Source organism: Brevundimonas sp. G8 (assembly GCF_902506205.1).
Lineage (GTDB): Bacteria > Pseudomonadota > Alphaproteobacteria > Caulobacterales > Caulobacteraceae > Brevundimonas.
In genome coordinates this window covers 2,844,359-2,860,720 of the sequence record NZ_LR732816.1, presented here as the reverse complement: position 1 = coordinate 2,860,720, position 16,362 = coordinate 2,844,359, and the positions used below count along the sequence as shown (strand labels likewise).

Genomic DNA, 16,362 nt, shown 5'->3' with positions numbered 1-16,362 from the left:
ACGGCGGGGTCGCTGTAGACGGCGAACGACGACTAGACCGCGAGACGATTCATGACCAGCCAGACGCGCCCCCGCGCCGCCATCATCCTCGCCGCCGGCCAAGGCACGCGGATGAAGTCGACCCTACCCAAGGTGCTGCATCCGGTCGCTCATCGCGCCATGCTGGACCACGCCATCGACGCGGCCGAAGGCCTGGGCTGCGAACGGATCGTCGTCGTCGTCGGAACCCACTCGCCCGAGGTCCGCGCCCATGTGGTCAAACGCCTGGGCGAGGCCGCCATCGCCGTCCAGGACCCGCCGCTGGGCACCGGTCACGCCGTCCGCGCCGCCGAACAGGCTCTGGCCGGCTTCGACGGCGAGGTGGTCGTCACCTATGGCGACGTGCCCCTGCTGAAATCTGCCGACATCGAGCCTGCGTTCAATGCCGACGGTGTGACCGTGATCGGCTTCGAGGCCCGCGATCCCGGCGCCTATGGCCGGTTGATCTTAGACGGCGACGCCCTGACCGCCATCACGGAGGCCAAGGAAGCCTCGGCCGAAATCCTTGCCATCACCGCCTGCAACTCTGGCGTTATGGCCGCGCCGGCCGCCCTGCTCTTCTCGCTGCTGGCGGATGTGCGCAACGACAACGCCAAAGGCGAATACTATCTGACCGACGTGGTCGAACTGGCGCGCCAGGCCGGCCATCCGACACACGCCGTCTTCGCCACCGAGGACGCCGTCATGGGCGTCAACTCCCAGGCCGAGCTGGCCCAGGCCGAGGCCCTGTTCCAGACCGTCCAGCGCCAGACCTTCCTTGCGGCCGGCGTCACCATGGCCGCGCCTGACACCGTCCACTTCGCCTGGGACACACAGGTCGGTGGCGGAACCGTCATCGAACCCTTCGTGGTTTTCGGCCCCGGCGCGGTGATCGAGGGCGGCGCCCGCATCCGCAGCTTCAGCCATGTCGAGGGCGCCCGCGTCGCCTCCGGCGCCGAGGTCGGTCCCTACGCCCGTCTGCGCCCCGGCGCGGACCTGGCCTCCGGGGTCAAGATCGGCAACTTCGTCGAGGTCAAGAACGTCAAGATGGCCGAGGGCGCCAAGGCCAACCATCTGGCCTATCTAGGCGACGGATCGGTCGGCGCGGGCGCCAACATCGGCGCCGGGACCATCTTCTGCAACTACGACGGCTTCAACAAGGCGCAGACTCAGGTCGGCGCCGGGGCCTTCGTCGGCTCGAACTCCAGCCTGGTCGCCCCTGTCGTCATCGGCGAAGGCGCCTTGATCGCCTCCGGCTCCGTCGTCACCGAGGACGTGCCCGCCGACGCCATGGCCTTCGGCCGCGCCCGCCAGACCGTCAAACTCGAAGCGGCCGCCGCCTTCCGCGTAGATGCCAAAGCCAAGAAAGCCGCGAAGTCCAAATGAGCGATATCCAGAAGAAAAACGCCGGCGAGGCCGCCGCCACCCATGTCGAGGCCGGCATGGTCGTGGGCTTGGGCACCGGCTCCACCGCCGCCTGGTTCGTCAAGGCTCTGGCGGCGCGCAACCTGTCGGGTCTGCGTTGCGTCCCGACCTCGGAAAAGACCGCTGACCTGGCGCGCGAACTGGGCCTGACGCTGTCGACGCTGGAAGACACCCCCCGCATCGACCTGACCGTCGACGGCGCCGACGAGGTCGGCCCAGGCCTGGCCCTGATCAAGGGCGGCGGCGCGGCTCTGCTGAGGGAGAAGCTGGTGTGGGAGGCCTCGGCCCGGTGCATCGTCATCGCCGACGCCGCCAAGGTGGTGCCGGTGCTGGGAACCTTCCCCCTGCCTATCGAGGTGGTCGCCTTCGGTCACAAGACCACGGCCAACCGCATCGCCGACGTTCTGATCGATCACGACATCAACCAGCCCGCCCGCGTGCGTCAGGCAGATCGCGGTCTGGTCCGCACCGACGGCGGCAACCTGATCTACGACGCGGGTTGCAAGGCCATCCATGATCCGGTTCGCCTGGCCGACGATCTGAAGCTGATCACCGGCGTGGTCGAGCACGGGCTGTTCCTGGATCTCGCTGATCTCGCTATCATCGGCACGGATGGCGGCTTCGAGGAACGCCTGCCCTAATAGACGCCCTTGCGGCTCAGCACCGCCGGGATCGTGCGCGCCAGGATCGTCAGATAGACGCGCACCGTCCGGTTCCTGACCAGCCAGACGTCCATCGCCACCCGACGCGGATAGGGCACGTCGTTGCGGCCCGACACCTGCCACAGCCCCGTCAGGCCCGGCCGCACAGCGCAATAGTCGGCCAGCCGCCGCCCATACAGCGTCGCCTCGTCCATCACGATGGGACGCGGTCCGACCAGCGACATCTCGCCCTTCAGCACATTCAGCAACTGCGGCAGCTCATCCAGGCTGGAAAGCCGCAAGACGCGGCCGAGGCGGGTGACCCGCGCATCGCGTCGAAACTTGCGCACCGCATTCCATTCCGCATCCACGAGGTCGGGCAAGCTGGCCTCGGCGTCGATGCTCATGGACCGGAACTTCAGGCAGTCGAACACCTGCCCGCCTCGCCCGATCCTTTGTTGGCGGAACAGCGCCGGTCCCCCATCCTGCGCCCTCACCGCCACGGCAGTCAGCACCAACAGCGGCAACAGGAACATCATGGCGCAGGACGAGAGGCTCACATCCAGCAGGCGGATCAGCCAGGCACCATCGGCTCCACGCCACACCGCGGTGCGACGCGCAGGTTCAACCTGACGCTCGGCAGCCTCCACTGTCGACATTCATCCGCCCCCTCAGGAGCATCATTTCCCAGGGTTGCGAAATTATCAACCTTAATGCGACTGCCTTCGCATCAACATTGACCATCAATCAACGCGCTACCATAAGTTGATTGTGACCAAGAAACCTCCTCGATCCAGCGAACTGCCCACTGGTGATTCCGAACCGCGCTGGTCCGGCCTCCGGTCCGTCGGTTTTATGGTTGGCCTTAGCGTCCTTCTTTGGATTCTGATCGCGACCGGGGTCTATCTGGCCGTGCGCGCTATCCTCTGATCAGTCGCCGCCCCACCAGCTCAGCGCGAAGGCCGTGCGCTGCCCATCCACCGAAACCGTTCCGGTGATGACGGGCGTCTGGTCGCCGAGATTGCGCCGCGCCGTCGCCAGGGCGCCCTGGTCGATCCGCCCCTGCAGACGCACCACGCCCCCGCCCGGCGCCGAACCCGTCATCTGCACCGTGTCGTCGGTGATTGCATAGGCGTCGGGCGTCACCCGCATCGACCCCTGCGGCCCGACCAGCGACAGGATCAGCGGCGGCGGGCCGCCTTGTCCCGCCTCCCAGGCCGTAAACCCCGCAGTCTGACCGACGAACATCGACACCAGATTGCCGCTCCCCTCGCCAACGGGGCGATAGTCGCCCGAGATGTCGGCGCTCAGTCGATGACTGAACGGCGCGGTTTCCGGCGGCGGCGCGTCAGCCTCTCGACGCTCGCAGGCGCTGAGGGCCAGCACGCCCATGACGACAATCGCACCGAGGCGGGATCTCATCGATCCAGCGCCTGATCCAGGGCGCGGAAGCCGGCGATGGCGATCTCGGTCGCGCTGGTGAATACCGACGGCGTGATCCGCTCGAAGGTGTCGCTGGGGCGGTGATAATCGGGGTGATAGTCCACGCCCATGTAAAGAAACGGCACGCCCGCCGCATGGAAAGCGCCGTGGTCGGACGCATCGACCCAGTTGTTCTCGCCCGTATCCCGCGGCGTATCCTTGCCGAAGGCGAAGGACACGGCCCCGTTCGGCTGCACGGCTTCCAGCACCGGCCGCAAATTGGGATGCTGATAGGTGCCGGTGACCCACAGATGGCCGTCGGTCTCGGCCCGCGCCGTCATGTCGAAGTTCAGGTTCAGACTGATGGACGACAGCGGCACGGGCGGCGCCTTGACGAACTCGCGGGCGCCCAACAGGCCCCTCTCCTCCCCGTCCAGGGCCACGATAAGCACGCTGTGCTCCGGCGGGTTCGCCTTCAGCCGCGCCGCCAGTTCCAGCATGGTCGCGACGCCCGAGGCGTTGTCGTCCGCGCCATGGAAAATCTGGCCGTCATTGACCCCGACGTGGTCATAGTGCGCCGTCACGACGATATAGCGGTCGGCGATGCGCCGTCCGGGAATCAGGCCGACGATGTTGACCCCGCTGAACGTCTTGACGCCTTCGCGCGTGCGGCCCGGCGCCTCGAACGGCTGCAAGCGCCCAAACAGCGGCGCCTGCACGCCGATGGCCTCCAGCCGAGACACGATATAGGCACGCGCCCGCTCGCCGCCCTCAGAGCCGGTGTTACGACCCTGCATGTCGTCCGCCGAGAGGATACGAACATCCTCCAGTAGTTGGGTCGGCCCCGTCGCGACGGGCGCTTGTGCGACAGGCGTCGTTGCGACGGGAACGGCGTTGCAGCCGCTGATGACCAGGGCGGCGCCGGTCAGGACAAGGCAAAGGGTCGAACGATTCATGCAAGCTCCAACACAGAACCCCGGACCCTAGCGCCGAGAGATCGGGCCGTCAGCCTACGGTTCTATCATCATCGGCTTTGCGCGATGCACGGCCGCCGCGACAGATGATATGATGGCGGACATGGCTCCCGCGATTCCTCTTGAAACTCCTGTCGAAGATCTGACCGCCGAAACGGCCGCCGAGGCCCTGGCCTGGCTGGCGGCCGAGATGGCGCGCCACGACGCCCTCTACGCCGAGGCGGCGCCCGAAATCTCCGACGCCGACTACGACGCCCTGCGCGCTCGCAACCTGGCGATCGAGGCTGCCTTTCCCGACCTGGTCCGCCCCGACTCGCCGTCGAACAAGGTGGGCGCCGCCGTCTCCAGCCAGTTCGCCGAGGTTCGCCACGGCGTGCCAATGCTGTCGTTGGACAACGCCTTCGACGAGGGCGAGGTGCGCGACTTTGTGGCCCGCATCGCCCGTTTCCTGAAACTGCCGGCCGACGAGCCCATAGCCTTCGTCGCAGAGCCCAAGATCGACGGCCTGTCCGCCAACCTGCTCTATGTCGACGGCCGGCTGACCATCGGCGCCACGCGCGGAGACGGCCGCACCGGCGAGGACGTCACCGCCAATCTGAACACCATCGCGGATGTGCAACAGAGTCTGGCCGGCGACGACTGGCCCGACCGGATCGAGATCCGGGGCGAGGTCTACGCCCCCAACGACGCCTTCGCCGCCTTCAACGCCGCCGCCGAGGCCGAGGGCCGCCGCACCTACGCCAACCCCCGCAATTTCGCCGCCGGCTCTCTGCGCCAGAAGGACGCCCGGATCACCGGCAAACGCCCGCTGAACTTCTTCGCCTACGCCTGGGGCGAACATTCCAGCGACTTCGCCGAGACCCAGTGGGAGGCCCTGCAAAAGCTCAAGGCCTGGGGCTTCCCTGTCAATGACCGCTCGCGCCGGGTTGAGGGCGCGGAAGGCCTGATCGCCGTCTATCGCGAACTGGAGCGCGACCGCGCGACCCTGGGCTATGACATCGACGGCGTGGTCTACAAGGTAGACCGCCTGGACTGGCAGCGCCGCCTGGGCTTCGTCGCCCGCAGCCCCCGCTGGGCCATCGCCCACAAATTCCCGGCCCAACAGGCGACCACGGTGCTGGACGGCATCGACATCCAGGTCGGCCGCACCGGCTCCCTGACCCCCGTGGCCCGGCTCCACCCCGTCACCGTCGGCGGCGTGGTGGTCAGGAACGCCACCCTGCACAATGAAGACGAAATCGAACGTCTGGACGTCCGCATCGGCGACACCGTCCGCCTGCAACGCGCCGGCGACGTCATCCCCCAAATCCTGGGCGTCGTGCTCGACCTACGTCCCGCCGACGCCGTCCCCTATGCCTTCCCCGACAAATGCCCGGTCTGCGGGTCAGAAGCCGTGCGCGAGGGCGACGAGGTCAAGCGCCGCTGCACCGGCGGCCTGATCTGCGACGCCCAGATCGTCGAACGGCTCAAACATTTCGTCGGCCGCCGCGCCTTCGACATCGAAGGCCTGGGTGAAAAGCAGTTGGTCGCCTTCAATGCGCGCGGCTGGATCAAGGAGCCCGCCGACATCTTCCGCCTGGCGCGAGACGAAGCGCGGCTGAAGGAACTGGAGCGCGACGACGGCTATGGCGAGACCAGCATCCGCAACCTGGTCGCTGGCATCGACGCCCGCCGCGTCATTTCGCTGGACCGCTTCCTGTTCGGCCTGGGCATACGCGACATCGGCGAACAGACCTCCATCGTCCTGGCCCGCGCCTTCGAGAACTGGCCTGCGTTGAAGGCCGCCTGTCTCCAGGCCGCCTCGGGCGTGCCGTCCGACGCCTGGACCGCCCTGGCCGCCGCCCACGCCATATCCCCCCGTGTCCTGACCCTGATGGCCGAGGCCACGCCGCCCGCTGACGATCCCTGGCCCGAGGCGACCATGGACATGAAGATCAGCCAGGCCTTCCCCGGCATGGCCGCCCCGGCCCGTCGTTCCCTCGCGACCATGAGCGACAACTGGTCCGGCCTGGTCGAGTTGGCCCGCGTGGCGCGCGAGGAAGGCCCGTCGGAAATCCTGAACCAGATCGCCGGTGTCACCGGCGTCGGCCCCGTCGCCGCCTTGGCCCTGGCCCACTTCTTCCACGAGCCGCACAATCTCGAAGTCGTCGCCGCACTGGAGGCCGAGATGACCGAGATCGTCGACGCCGAACGGCCCAAGTCCGACACCCCGGTCGCCGGCAAGACCGTCGTCTTCACCGGCGCCCTGGAACGCTTCACCCGCGACGAAGCCAAGGCCCGCGCCGAAAGCCTGGGCGCCAAGGTCTCGGGATCGGTGTCGAAGAAGACAGACTATCTGGTCGCCGGCCCCGGCGCAGGATCAAAACTGAAAGACGCCGAGAAACACGGCGTACAGGTTCTGACCGAGGACGAATGGCTGGCGCTGGTCGACGGCCAAAGTTGACTTAAGGTCCGGTTTTCGTTGGCGATACCCGTTGTTTCAGCCTTGTTTTCAACTGAAACCGGGATCAACGTCGCTTTCAACGGGCCGTGCAACCGACCCGATGAAAGGGAACGACTATGAAGATCAAGATCATGCTGGCCGCAGCCACCCTGGCGGCCGCCCTCGCCTCTCCGGCCCTGGCTGGCGATCCGACCGGCCTGTGGCAGACGCCGACCAATGGTGGCCAGGTGCGTATCGCGCGCTGCGGTCAGGCCCTGTGCGGCACGCTGGTGACCTCGGATCACATCCGCACCGACGCCAACGCCCGTGACGAACACAATCGCGACGCCGCCCAACGCAGCCGCACCCTGCGCAACCTGCCTATGCTGACCGGCTTCACCGGCGGCCCGACGGAATGGCGCAACGGCTCGGTCTATAATCCGGCCGACGGCGGCACCTATCGCGGCACCATCACCATGACCAACGACAACAGCCTGCGTCTGCGCGGCTGCATTGTCGCGCCTCTATGCAAGACCCAGACCTGGACCCGCATTCAGTAGGATCGAGGTGCCAGACAGACGACAGGCCCGGCCGGAGCGATCCGACCGGGCCTTTTCATGTCGGCCTAATCGGCCTCAGCGGTTCAGGGCCGCCCGCGCGGCCTCGGCGTAGCGATGCCCCGTCGCGGCGCCCTTGGGGAAGATCGCCTCGATGCGTGACAGGTCCTCAGCCGTCAGGACGACGTCCGCCGCCTGCGCATTCTGCTCCAGCGTGGCAATTCGGCGTGTGCCGGGGATCGGAACCAGATCCTCGCCCTGCGCCAGGACCCAGGCCAGCGCCAGTTGGGCGGCGGTGACGCCCTTGTCGGCGGCGATGGTCTTCACCGCCTCGACCAGATCCAAGTTCTTCTGGAAGTTCTCGCCCATGAAGCGTGGATTGGTGCGACGGAAGTCGTCGGCGTCCAGATCGTCGATCGAGGTGATGTCGCCGGACAGGAAGCCCCGGCCCAGCGGGCTGTAGGGCACGAAGCCGATGCCCAGTTCGCGCACGACCTCGAACAGTTCGTCCTCGGGATCGCGAGTCCACAGCGAATACTCGGTTTGCAGCGCCGTGATTGGATGCGTCGCATGGGCCTTGCGCAGGGTGTCGGGCGCGGCCTCGGACAGGCCCAGGAAGCGGACCTTGCCCTCCTGGACCAGTTCGGCCATCGCCCCGACCGTCTCCTCGATCGGCGTGTCCGGATCGACGCGGTGGAGATAGTAGAGATCGACGTGATCGACGCCGAGACGTTGCAGGCTGCCCTCAATGGCGCGGCGGACATTGGCTGGGCCGCCGTCGGTCATCAGCTTGGTGCGGTCGGCGTTGTAGTTGATGCCGAACTTGGTGGCGATGAAGGCCTGATCGCGCCTGTCCCTAAGCGCCTTGCCCACCAGGACCTCGTTGGTGTGGGGGCCGTACATCTCGGCGGTGTCGAACAGGATGATTCCCAAGTCGAGCGCGCGGTGGATGACCGAGATGGACTGGGCCTCGTCCGAACCGCCATAAAAGGCGCTCATGCCCATGCAGCCCAGGCCCATGGCCGAAACCTCGGGACCGTTCGGACCTAGCTTGCGCGTCTTCATGAGGCCTTCTCCTGTCGATTTGAGGGATCAACCGCCTGGTCGATGATCAGGAGATGGTCGCTGCAACGGCGGGCTTCAAGCCCGACCGCGCTTTGCGATGGTACCGCCTCTCAGGCTTGAACTGAGGACCTCCGGTTCCACAAACCGGCGCTCTAACCAACTGAGCTAAGGCGGCCCGCTCATCGCGAGGCGCGTTCTCTACCGGGCCTGCGGGAAGCGATCAAGCAACTTCGTGACATTTCGTCAGAGATTTCAGACGCACGCCCGACAAACGAAAACACCCCGGAGATTGCTCTCCGGGGCGTCTTGTCTATTGCCGTGGCGATCACCCGAGGGTGAAGGGCACCCGGACGCGGAACGTAGCGTCCTGAGCTGCACCATCGACAGTCCGCGGGGACAGTTGTCCACGCTGAACCACCCGAATGGCGGCGCGGCCGAAGCCCATGCCGGCGGGCTCTTCCGAGATCACGCGGCAGTTGGCCGGTGCGCCGTTCGAGCGCGCGGTGCACTCGACCGTGGCCGAACCGCTGATTTCCCGCTCCAGCGCACGCGCCGGGAAGTCGTCAGCAGTAGGACGCGGCTGACGCGACCACTGAACGTTGGTGATCGTCGACGGACGCGGCGGAGCCGGAGGTGCGGGCGGAGGCGGCGGTCCCGGAATGTTCACGGGCGGGCCCGTATATTCGACGCGGTCTTCCTTCTTCGTCGGCGTGATGTTCACCGGCGGAGGCGGCGGAACCGGCTCGACCAACTCGACCTCGACGGACTCGTCGACGTAGTTGAACTCCTTCAGCTTGAACTTCGACTGTTGCAAGAAGAAGATCAGCAGAGCGAACAGGATGGTGACGATCAGCAGGCACACGATCAGCACAGGGTAAGACACCCCCATGAAGCCCTTGGCCTTCGGTACGTCGTAACGACTGCGATGATATTCGACGTCTGTCATTCTATCTCCGCACCCTAACTCGTCGCCTGGTCTTCACCGACCAGTGCAACACTATAGAAGCCGTTATCCTGGAGCGCATTCATGACCTGCATGAAGTCGCCGTAACGGGTGTTCTGGTCGCCCCGAATGAAGATCCGCTCATCGGCCGGGTTCCGAGCACCGATCTGTTCCTTCAGATCAGCGCCCAGGGATCCGACGTCGGTCTTGAAGTCGCCCACATAGACGTCGCCGTCGTTCTGGATCGAAATATAGACCGGCTTGGGCGGGTTCGGGGCCGCCTTGGCGACGGCGATTGGCAACTCTACCGGCACCGACACGGAAGCAAGCGGAGCCGCGACCATGAAGATGATGAGCAAGACCAGCATGATATCAACGAAAGGCGTGACGTTGATATCGCTGTTGGCCTCGACCTGGTTGTTGCCAGCGCCGCCCGATTTAATCTTGGCGGCCATCCGTCTTACGCTCCCTTGTCGAGCTGACGCGAGATGCCGTTCAGCAGCTCAGCGGCGAAGCCGTCGGCGCGGGTGCCGTAACCAGCGATGCGGGTGTTGAAGTAGTTGTAGAACACAACGGCCGGGATAGCGGCGAACAGGCCGATACCGGTGGCCAGCAGGGCTTCAGCGATGCCCGGAGCAACGACGGCCAGGTTGGTCGTGTTGGATTCCGCGATGCCGATGAAGGAGTTCATGATGCCGTAAACGGTGCCGAACAGACCGACGAACGGACCAATCGAACCGACCGACGCCAGGAACTGCTGGCCGCCCGACAGGCGCTTGGCCAGACCGGATTGAACGGCGGCGACGGCGGCTTGAGCGCGACCCAAGGCCGAGTCCAGATGATCGCCGGTGACCGACAGGCCCGACTGACGCGACAGTTCGATTTCCTCGGTGGCGGCGGCGGCCATGTCGGCCAGCGGGTTGCCGTCGAACTCTTCCTGGGTCGAGACGGCGCGCATGTCAGCGATGGTGCGGGCGCCGCGGAAGTTTTCGAGGAAGGTGTCGGTCTTGCGGTTCAGAGCGCCAAACTCGAACAGCTTGATGAGCAGCAGGGTCCACGACAGGATCGAGGCCAGCAGCAGGCCGGCCATGACGACCTTAACGACGACCGTGGCTTCCATGAACATGGAGATCGGGGTGATGCCGCCGCCATGCGCGCCGCCGGTGGTTTCGGCGATGGTCGCCGGGTCGCCTTCCGGGGTCGCCGGGGCCGCGGCCGGGGCCGCAGTCGAGGCAGCCGGGGTCGGCTCGGCCGGAGCCTGGGCCAGGACCGGCGAGCTCGCCATCAGCGCGGCGGCGCCGGCCATGGCGAGAAGGATGTTCGTCTTTTTGCTGTTCAGCATAATTCGCCAGTTCCTGCTTGGTCTGACTCGTGGAACCAAAGGTGCGGCCATAGTCAGCGACCGCCCCCCAACCTGAAATGTTTCCTTCAACGCGTCCCGTCCTTTCGAGGATCAGAACCCGCTGAAATCTTCGGTAGAGACTGTCCGGTCGCCCGCCCAGCCTCTGATGATCGAACCTTCGGAGAACGCGTCTCCTGTAATCCGTATTAACGCCTCCTTGGGAAGGCGTCTCAACCCTTTGACGAACCCTTACCGGAGCGTCAAGGGACAAGAGCGGCTTTTAACCCGTCGCGTGAGTTGGAGAAAAGTTCCACCTGACCCCGGCATTAAAACCTGCGGGCGCGACGTTTTCATGATGATTGCGCATCATTTGGAGCAAGCTTGTCGCAGATCGCTTCGACGCGGCTAAATCTTACCAGATCGCCCCAAAGAACGATCAATCAAGCCTCAACCCATAGGTAGGATCAGGCGACATCCAGCCGCAGAAGCATCGGATGATGCCTCAAACGCATGACGATCAATGTGAGGGAAGAAGATGGTGCCTGGAGGCGGGTTCGAACCACCGACACGCGGATTTTCAATCCGCTGCTCTACCAGCTGAGCTATCCAGGCGCCGACGCGGCGTCGCGAGAGGCGGGTCTATAGGGGAGGCTTTTCCGCCTGTCCAGCGCCCAATCAGTCCTTTTCGCCATCATCTTCAGCGCCCTCGTCCAGGGCGGCCGGAATGGCGTAGCCGCCGGTAAACCAGCGCTGCAGATCGACCTCGGAACAGCGGCGCGAGCAGAAGGGCTTGTACTTGGGATCGGCGTCGGCCTTGCGGCAGATGGGACAGGTCGCCATGGCTCAACTCTCTTCTATATCGCCGCGCCCGACGGGGACGGCGACGTCGGCCAGAACATGCGCTCTCGGCCCGAGCCGAGCCGCCAGCGGGCCGGCGATAGCGGCCTCCTCCGGCGCACAGCGTGCGGTGATGCGCGCAGATCGAGTGTCGGACAAAAGTTGTCGCCGCAGAGCCCGCACCAAAGACAAGGCACGCGTCCGGGCCGAGGCGCGCCCATCCGTGCCGAGTAATACTTCCTCGATCGGCATGCGTCGCCAAGGCAGCGACAGTTGCAGCAGACCGAATCGACTGACGGGTCCGAACACGGCCTGAGGTTCGTGGGCGAAGGCGGTCCTGGCGCCCTTGGACTGCGCCTCGGCGTCCTCACCGTCCCCGACCAGGTCGATGACGACCAGACCGGCCCAGTTCCGCAGGCCGATCAACCGCGCCGCCTGTCTAAGCCCCTCGCGATTCGCGACCGCCCTCGCCTGTTTCGGATCCCGCCCCGGCATGGAAGCGAAATCGATGTCGATAGCCACTAGGGCGCGGGTGCGTTCGATAGCCAGATCGATTCCGTGCGACGCGAAGACGCATGACCGCGCCAGGGCCTCTTCCTCTGCCTCGATCACGGCGTCGATGGCGGCGATGCCGACGACTGATTCCTCGCCTGGCGCGAGGTCGCGCAACTGTTCGGCGATGCTGGGCGCAGCCTGAAGCAGGCGGGGCGTCCCCTCCCCCGGCCCTAGACGACGGACGACAGCGCCCTTCCCGGCCCGAGGCTCGGCGGTGACGACGACTTCCAATCGTTCGCCCTGGCTCAGGCGGTCGTTGCGGGAGAAGTGCAGGAAGGCTGCGGCGTCCGCGCCGATGTCGACGAAGGCGCCGCGCAGGCCCTGATTCACCTCGGTCACGCGGCCGATCGACCGGGCGCCGAGCCGCGTCTGGGCCGGGTCGCCTTCGCGATGGATCAGAAGATGGGTGTAACGCCCGTCGCGCATGACCGCGCCACGCGTCTCGCCCGGCGTCTCGTCGAGGAAGACCTCGACGGCGCCGCTCATGCGCGCCAGCCGACGCCGTTCAACAGCTGGACGGCCTCATAGACCGGCAGACCCATCACCGACGGATGGCTGCCGACGATTCGTTGAACGAAGGCCCCGGCCGGTCCCTGGATGCCATAGCCGCCGGCCTTGCCGCGCCAGTCGCCCGTGGCGACATAGGTCGCGATCTCGTGGTCCGACAGCGGCTTGAAGGTCACGCGCGTCTCGTTGACCCGCGACGACAGCTTGCCGTCACGCACAACAGCCACGCCGGTGAAGACACGGTGATTGCGGCCGGACAGCAGTTTCAGGAAACGGACCGCCTCGGCCTCGTCCGCCGCCTTCTCCAGGAAGCGGCGGCCGACCGAAACGACTGTATCGGCGGCGATGATCACGGCCTCAGGGCGCCGTGCGGCGACCACCTTAGCCTTCGAGGTCGCCAGGCGTTCGGCGAGACGCGGCGGCGTCTCGCCCTTCAGGGGCGTCTCGTCGATGTCGGCGGGATCGATATGGTCGGGCGTGATCCCGACCTGCGCCAGCAGTTCGATGCGGCGCGGGCTGGCCGAGGCCAGCACCAATTCAGGACGCGCCGTCGTCACTTACTTGAAGCGATAGGTGATGCGACCCTTGGTCAGGTCGTAGGGGGTCATTTCGACCAGAACCTTGTCTCCGGCCAGCACGCGGATGCGGTTCTTGCGCATCTTGCCCGCCGTGTGGGCGATGATCTCGTGGTCGTTCTCAAGCGTCACGCGGAAGGTGGCGTTCGGCAGCAGTTCGCTGACGGTGCCGGGAAACTCGAGCAGTTCTTCCTTAGCCATGCGGCCTCTCACGCCCGATTAAAATGCGTTCGACCCCACGCCGGGCGGGCGCGAGGGGCGGAATGGAGGGGCCTAATGCCCGAAAACGCAGAGATAGTCGAGGTCAGCCGCGACGGTAGAGCGCACACAGCAGCGTAAACAGCCGTCGCGCTGTCTCGTGATCGACGACGATCTTGCCATCCAGCCGCGTCTTCAGCTGATCGGCCCCCTCGTTGTGCAGGCCACGCCGGCCCATGTCGACCGATTCGATCTGGCTGGGCGAAGAGCCGCGGAGGGCCTCGTAATAGCTGTCGCAGATCAGCAGATAGTCTTTGATCACGCCCTTCAGCGGCGTCAGGCTGATGGCGTAGGTGCGATTGAAGTTCTCGCCGTCGATGTCGAACACCAGCCGGTTGTCCTGCAGCGACAGCTTGAGCTTATAAGATCCGCCCTCCGCGCCGACCGGCTCGAAACTGTTCTTCTCGACCAGATCGAAAATGGCGACCCGGCGCTCGTGCTCGATCTCGGCCGTCGCGGCGGGCAATGTCACCGCATCCAGCTCGACCGAGGCCAGCTTGTGGGGACCTCTCATGCCGCATTCCCTTCGTCGCGTTTGGGGGCGTCCAAATCCGGGCCGTCGAGGTGGGTCGGCGCGACCCGCGCGGGCCACCGCTCGGAAATGTCGGTGACCACGGCGTCCAGGCATTCCACATCGATCCGCAAATCCCCGCCGCCGGCGAACATCAGGATGACCTTGCCGCCGGGCGTCTCAGTCGGGATGAAATCGAGCGCCAGAAGTTCCAGCGAGGCGTCTGGGTTACGCGACAGGCGACGACTCTTGACCGCAAGCACGTCGCCGAACTGCATGGCGCACATCACCCGCGTCCCGCCGCATTCCCAGCAGAAGCGGCTGAAGGCGATGGTCAGCGTGCGCGCACTCTTCTCCCACACGATATCGACCGGCCGCAGAATGGCGTCCTGCAGCGCTGCGGAAATGATCTGAAGATCGTCGGCGTCCTCGGCCAGCAGGCGCAGCGGCTCGACCGGCGCCTTGGGTTCGGTGATGACGCCGTCGATCTCAGTGCTCATCACCTGTTCCCTTTATCCGTCGGATGTCAGCTCCGCACGCGCCGAGCTTTTCTTCCAAACGCTCGAAACCGCGATCCAGATGATAGACGCGCCCGACCGTCGTCTCACCCTCGGCGACCAACCCCGCGATGACCAGGCACATCGAGGCCCGAAGGTCCGTCGCCATGACCTGAGCGCCGTGCAGCACCTCCACGCCGCTGACGTGCGCCTCGCCCGCATGGACCGAGATGTCCGCCCCCAGCCGCGCCAGTTCCGGCACGTGCATAAAGCGGTTCTCGAAAATGGTCTCGCGCACCGTGCTGACGCCCTCGGCCGTCGTCATCAGGGCCATGAACTGGGCCTGCAAGTCGGTGGCGAAGCCGGGATAGATGGCCGTCTCCACATCCACGGCCTTCAGGCGCTGCTTCGGATCGCGCTTGATCAGCACCCCGTCGGCGGTGGGCGATACCTCGACCCCAGCCTCGATCATCTTGTCGGTCAGCGAGCCGATCAGCTCGGCCCGCGCCTTGGTCAGGCGCACCTCGCCGCCCGCCATGGCGGCGGCGACGGCATAGGAGCCCATCTCGATCCGGTCGGGAATGACCGACCATTTCGCACCGTTCAGCGACGAGACGCCGGTGATGGTCAGGACGTCGGTGTCGATGCCCTCGATCTTGGCGCCCATGGCGGTCAGACAGCGGGCCAGATCACCGATCTCGGGTTCGCGCGCGGCACGGCGTAGCACTGTCGTCCCTTGCGCCAAGACCGCGGCCAGCAGGGCGTGTTCGGTCGCCCCGACCGAAACGAACGGAAACTCGATCTCGGCCCCACGCAGCCCCTTGGGCGCGCGGGCGGTGACATAGCCCTCGTCCAGCTCGATCTCGGCCCCCAGCGCGGTCAGCGCCTGGAGGTGCAGGTCCACCGGACGCGCACCGATGGTGCAGCCGCCAGGCAGAGACACCTTGGCCTCGCCGGTGCGCGCCAGCAGGGGTCCCAGCACATTGAACGAGGCCCGCATCTGACGAACCAGATCATAGGGGGCGAAGGTCGAGGTCAGATCCTTGGCGTGGAACAGGCTCTCCTGCCCATCCGCGCCGTCGCGCTCGGTGACCTCGATGCCGAACTGGCGCAGCAGTTGGCCCAGGAACCGTGTGTCCGCCAGGCGCGGCATATTGGTCAGCAGCAAGGGCTGATCCGTCAGGATCGAGGCGGCCATCAGCTTGATGGCGGAGTTCTTGGCGCCGCTGACGGGAATGTCCCCGAAAAGCTGGGCGCCGCCCTGAATGGCGATGCTGTCCATGACGTCCTTAAGCGCGCCCGAAGGAAACGCCTCGGGGGGATGGTTCTCTAGCAAGCCGTTGTACACTTGCCAAAGGGCTGCGACGTCGCGAGCCGATGACTTTCAGTTGCGAGGCGTCAGTTGCTGTCGCGCGGCGCAGCCGGCGTCCGCGCCGGGGCCTTGCGACGACGCAGGTTGGCGCGCAGGGCCGAGGCCAGCCGGATCGCCTTCTCGGCCTTGGCGCGTGCGATCTCGAACTCCGGCCCCGATTCGACGGGCGGCGTCGCCGCAGCGGCGGCGGCAGGCGTATCGGCGTCATGCGGAGGATGAGTCATGGCCGGATGATGCCGTGATAACGGGCCATGTCCAAACTTTCTTTCGGAGGATCAAAAAGGCGCTTCCCTCCCCGGAAGGGTTTGGCTATACGGCCGCTTCCTCAGTCGGGGCCGCCGTAGCTCAGTGGTAGAGCGCATCCTTGGTAAGGCTGAGGTCGTGGGTTCGATTCCCCCCGGCGGCACCATCTGAGAACTGAAAAGGCCCGGCTTTCGCCGG

At 66.0% G+C, this 16,362-nt stretch carries 19 protein-coding genes and 3 tRNA genes; 5 read left to right on the top strand and 17 right to left on the bottom strand.

What is annotated here, in order from left to right; all coding sequences use genetic code 11:
- Nucleotides 1-51: 51 nt before the first annotated feature.
- Both glmU and rpiA read left to right on the top strand, forming a co-directional pair.
- Nucleotides 52-1,404 carry a bifunctional UDP-N-acetylglucosamine diphosphorylase/glucosamine-1-phosphate N-acetyltransferase GlmU gene (gene glmU / locus CHRYSEO8AT_RS13785; protein ID WP_159850921.1) on the top strand — a complete coding sequence of 451 codons (1,353 nt, stop codon included), beginning with the start codon at nucleotides 52-54 and terminating at the stop codon, nucleotides 1,402-1,404.
- Nucleotides 1,401-2,084, top strand: coding sequence for a ribose-5-phosphate isomerase RpiA (gene rpiA, locus CHRYSEO8AT_RS13780; RefSeq protein WP_159850919.1), 684 nt, complete (start codon nucleotides 1,401-1,403; stop codon nucleotides 2,082-2,084). Before glmU ends, rpiA begins: the two co-directional genes overlap by 4 nt.
- Here the strand turns inward: rpiA and CHRYSEO8AT_RS13775 are convergent.
- The 3 genes from CHRYSEO8AT_RS13775 to CHRYSEO8AT_RS13765 form a co-directional block, all read right to left on the bottom strand.
- Complete coding sequence (locus tag CHRYSEO8AT_RS13775) at nucleotides 2,081-2,743, bottom strand: sugar transferase (RefSeq protein WP_201304446.1); 663 nt, start codon at nucleotides 2,741-2,743, stop codon at nucleotides 2,081-2,083. The two genes, rpiA and CHRYSEO8AT_RS13775, sit on opposite strands and share 4 nt — an antisense overlap.
- 271 nt (nucleotides 2,744-3,014) lie before the next feature.
- A complete protein-coding gene (locus CHRYSEO8AT_RS16255) occupies nucleotides 3,015-3,506 on the bottom strand; it encodes a hypothetical protein (RefSeq protein WP_159850917.1) in 492 nt (163 codons plus the stop codon).
- Entirely contained in the window at nucleotides 3,503-4,462 is a 960-nt protein-coding gene (locus CHRYSEO8AT_RS13765) for a M28 family peptidase (protein WP_159850915.1), read from the bottom strand. Before CHRYSEO8AT_RS13765 ends, CHRYSEO8AT_RS16255 begins: the two co-directional genes overlap by 4 nt.
- Before the next feature lie 121 nt (nucleotides 4,463-4,583).
- Between CHRYSEO8AT_RS13765 and ligA the strand changes: the two genes are divergently transcribed.
- Nucleotides 4,584-6,923 carry an NAD-dependent DNA ligase LigA gene (gene ligA / locus CHRYSEO8AT_RS13760; RefSeq protein WP_201304445.1) on the top strand — a complete coding sequence of 780 codons (2,340 nt, stop codon included), beginning with the start codon at nucleotides 4,584-4,586 and terminating at the stop codon, nucleotides 6,921-6,923.
- 116 nt (nucleotides 6,924-7,039) lie between these two features.
- On the top strand, nucleotides 7,040-7,462 hold the full coding sequence (locus CHRYSEO8AT_RS13755) for a DUF2147 domain-containing protein (RefSeq protein WP_159850911.1): 423 nt from the start codon (nucleotides 7,040-7,042) through the stop codon (nucleotides 7,460-7,462).
- 75 nt (nucleotides 7,463-7,537) lie between these two features.
- Here CHRYSEO8AT_RS13755 and CHRYSEO8AT_RS13750 read toward each other — a convergent pair whose 3' ends face one another.
- The 14 genes from CHRYSEO8AT_RS13750 to CHRYSEO8AT_RS13685 all read right to left on the bottom strand — a co-directional run bounded on the left by CHRYSEO8AT_RS13750 (nucleotide 7,538) and on the right by CHRYSEO8AT_RS13685 (nucleotide 16,145).
- Entirely contained in the window at nucleotides 7,538-8,524 is a 987-nt protein-coding gene (locus CHRYSEO8AT_RS13750) for an aldo/keto reductase (RefSeq protein WP_159850909.1), read from the bottom strand.
- 98 nt (nucleotides 8,525-8,622) lie between these two features.
- Nucleotides 8,623-8,699 (bottom strand) — tRNA-His (locus CHRYSEO8AT_RS13745).
- Between the two features lie 150 nt (nucleotides 8,700-8,849).
- The gene (locus tag CHRYSEO8AT_RS13740; RefSeq protein ID WP_159850907.1) at nucleotides 8,850-9,470 is read right to left on the bottom strand and encodes an energy transducer TonB; all 621 of its coding nucleotides are present in this window, start codon (nucleotides 9,468-9,470) and stop codon (nucleotides 8,850-8,852) included.
- Between the two features lie 14 nt (nucleotides 9,471-9,484).
- Complete coding sequence (locus CHRYSEO8AT_RS13735) at nucleotides 9,485-9,922, bottom strand: biopolymer transporter ExbD (RefSeq protein ID WP_159850905.1); 438 nt, start codon at nucleotides 9,920-9,922, stop codon at nucleotides 9,485-9,487.
- 5 nt (nucleotides 9,923-9,927) lie between these two features.
- Nucleotides 9,928-10,809, bottom strand: a complete 882-nt coding sequence (locus CHRYSEO8AT_RS13730; protein ID WP_159850903.1) for a MotA/TolQ/ExbB proton channel family protein — start codon at nucleotides 10,807-10,809, stop codon at nucleotides 9,928-9,930.
- 536 nt (nucleotides 10,810-11,345) lie between these two features.
- Nucleotides 11,346-11,421: transfer RNA gene (locus CHRYSEO8AT_RS13725), tRNA-Phe, on the bottom strand.
- A 63-nt stretch (nucleotides 11,422-11,484) separates the two neighbouring features.
- The gene (locus CHRYSEO8AT_RS13720; RefSeq protein WP_135195741.1) at nucleotides 11,485-11,649 is read right to left on the bottom strand and encodes a DNA gyrase inhibitor YacG; all 165 of its coding nucleotides are present in this window, start codon (nucleotides 11,647-11,649) and stop codon (nucleotides 11,485-11,487) included.
- 3 nt (nucleotides 11,650-11,652) lie between these two features.
- Nucleotides 11,653-12,687, bottom strand: a complete 1,035-nt coding sequence (locus tag CHRYSEO8AT_RS13715; RefSeq protein ID WP_159850901.1) for a ribonuclease E/G — start codon at nucleotides 12,685-12,687, stop codon at nucleotides 11,653-11,655.
- Complete coding sequence (locus CHRYSEO8AT_RS13710; RefSeq protein ID WP_159850899.1) at nucleotides 12,684-13,265, bottom strand: nucleoside triphosphate pyrophosphatase; 582 nt, start codon at nucleotides 13,263-13,265, stop codon at nucleotides 12,684-12,686. Before CHRYSEO8AT_RS13710 ends, CHRYSEO8AT_RS13715 begins: the two co-directional genes overlap by 4 nt.
- The gene (gene infA / locus CHRYSEO8AT_RS13705; protein ID WP_008261544.1) at nucleotides 13,266-13,484 is read right to left on the bottom strand and encodes a translation initiation factor IF-1; all 219 of its coding nucleotides are present in this window, start codon (nucleotides 13,482-13,484) and stop codon (nucleotides 13,266-13,268) included.
- Between the two features lie 103 nt (nucleotides 13,485-13,587).
- Nucleotides 13,588-14,055, bottom strand: a complete 468-nt coding sequence (locus CHRYSEO8AT_RS13700) for a UPF0262 family protein (RefSeq protein WP_159850897.1) — start codon at nucleotides 14,053-14,055, stop codon at nucleotides 13,588-13,590.
- Complete coding sequence (locus CHRYSEO8AT_RS13695) at nucleotides 14,052-14,552, bottom strand: DUF2948 family protein (protein ID WP_159850895.1); 501 nt, start codon at nucleotides 14,550-14,552, stop codon at nucleotides 14,052-14,054. Before CHRYSEO8AT_RS13695 ends, CHRYSEO8AT_RS13700 begins: the two co-directional genes overlap by 4 nt.
- Nucleotides 14,542-15,831, bottom strand: a complete 1,290-nt coding sequence (gene murA / locus CHRYSEO8AT_RS13690) for a UDP-N-acetylglucosamine 1-carboxyvinyltransferase (RefSeq protein ID WP_159850893.1) — start codon at nucleotides 15,829-15,831, stop codon at nucleotides 14,542-14,544. Before murA ends, CHRYSEO8AT_RS13695 begins: the two co-directional genes overlap by 11 nt.
- 116 nt (nucleotides 15,832-15,947) lie before the next feature.
- Entirely contained in the window at nucleotides 15,948-16,145 is a 198-nt protein-coding gene (locus CHRYSEO8AT_RS13685) for a hypothetical protein (RefSeq protein WP_159850891.1), read from the bottom strand.
- Nucleotides 16,146-16,255: 110 nt separating this feature from the next.
- On the opposite strand from CHRYSEO8AT_RS13685, the gene CHRYSEO8AT_RS13680 reads away from it, so the two are divergent.
- A tRNA-Thr gene (locus CHRYSEO8AT_RS13680) sits at nucleotides 16,256-16,330 on the top strand.
- The last annotated feature ends 32 nt before the right edge of the window (nucleotides 16,331-16,362 follow it).

What these genes read in the sequence shown, in the direction of transcription:
- CHRYSEO8AT_RS13735 (WP_159850905.1), bottom strand. Translation starts at nt 9,922, where the DNA reads ATGGCCGCCAAGATTAAATCGGGCGGCGCTGGCAACAACCAGGTCGAG.
- CHRYSEO8AT_RS13695 (WP_159850895.1), bottom strand. Translation starts at nt 14,552, where the DNA reads ATGAGCACTGAGATCGACGGCGTCATCACCGAACCCAAGGCGCCGGTC.
- CHRYSEO8AT_RS13685 (WP_159850891.1), bottom strand. Translation starts at nt 16,145, where the DNA reads ATGACTCATCCTCCGCATGACGCCGATACGCCTGCCGCCGCCGCTGCG.
- CHRYSEO8AT_RS13700 (WP_159850897.1), bottom strand. Translation starts at nt 14,055, where the DNA reads ATGAGAGGTCCCCACAAGCTGGCCTCGGTCGAGCTGGATGCGGTGACA.
- CHRYSEO8AT_RS13775 (WP_201304446.1), bottom strand. Translation starts at nt 2,743, where the DNA reads ATGTCGACAGTGGAGGCTGCCGAGCGTCAGGTTGAACCTGCGCGTCGC.
- infA (WP_008261544.1), bottom strand. Translation starts at nt 13,484, where the DNA reads ATGGCTAAGGAAGAACTGCTCGAGTTTCCCGGCACCGTCAGCGAACTG.
- ligA (WP_201304445.1), top strand. Translation starts at nt 4,584, where the DNA reads ATGGCTCCCGCGATTCCTCTTGAAACTCCTGTCGAAGATCTGACCGCC.
- CHRYSEO8AT_RS16255 (WP_159850917.1), bottom strand. Translation starts at nt 3,506, where the DNA reads ATGAGATCCCGCCTCGGTGCGATTGTCGTCATGGGCGTGCTGGCCCTC.
- CHRYSEO8AT_RS13720 (WP_135195741.1), bottom strand. Translation starts at nt 11,649, where the DNA reads ATGGCGACCTGTCCCATCTGCCGCAAGGCCGACGCCGATCCCAAGTAC.
- CHRYSEO8AT_RS13730 (WP_159850903.1), bottom strand. Translation starts at nt 10,809, where the DNA reads ATGCTGAACAGCAAAAAGACGAACATCCTTCTCGCCATGGCCGGCGCC.
- glmU (WP_159850921.1), top strand. Translation starts at nt 52, where the DNA reads ATGACCAGCCAGACGCGCCCCCGCGCCGCCATCATCCTCGCCGCCGGC.
- CHRYSEO8AT_RS13750 (WP_159850909.1), bottom strand. Translation starts at nt 8,524, where the DNA reads ATGAAGACGCGCAAGCTAGGTCCGAACGGTCCCGAGGTTTCGGCCATG.
- CHRYSEO8AT_RS13740 (WP_159850907.1), bottom strand. Translation starts at nt 9,470, where the DNA reads ATGACAGACGTCGAATATCATCGCAGTCGTTACGACGTACCGAAGGCC.
- CHRYSEO8AT_RS13755 (WP_159850911.1), top strand. Translation starts at nt 7,040, where the DNA reads ATGAAGATCAAGATCATGCTGGCCGCAGCCACCCTGGCGGCCGCCCTC.
- CHRYSEO8AT_RS13765 (WP_159850915.1), bottom strand. Translation starts at nt 4,462, where the DNA reads ATGAATCGTTCGACCCTTTGCCTTGTCCTGACCGGCGCCGCCCTGGTC.
- rpiA (WP_159850919.1), top strand. Translation starts at nt 1,401, where the DNA reads ATGAGCGATATCCAGAAGAAAAACGCCGGCGAGGCCGCCGCCACCCAT.
- murA (WP_159850893.1), bottom strand. Translation starts at nt 15,831, where the DNA reads ATGGACAGCATCGCCATTCAGGGCGGCGCCCAGCTTTTCGGGGACATT.
- CHRYSEO8AT_RS13715 (WP_159850901.1), bottom strand. Translation starts at nt 12,687, where the DNA reads ATGAGCGGCGCCGTCGAGGTCTTCCTCGACGAGACGCCGGGCGAGACG.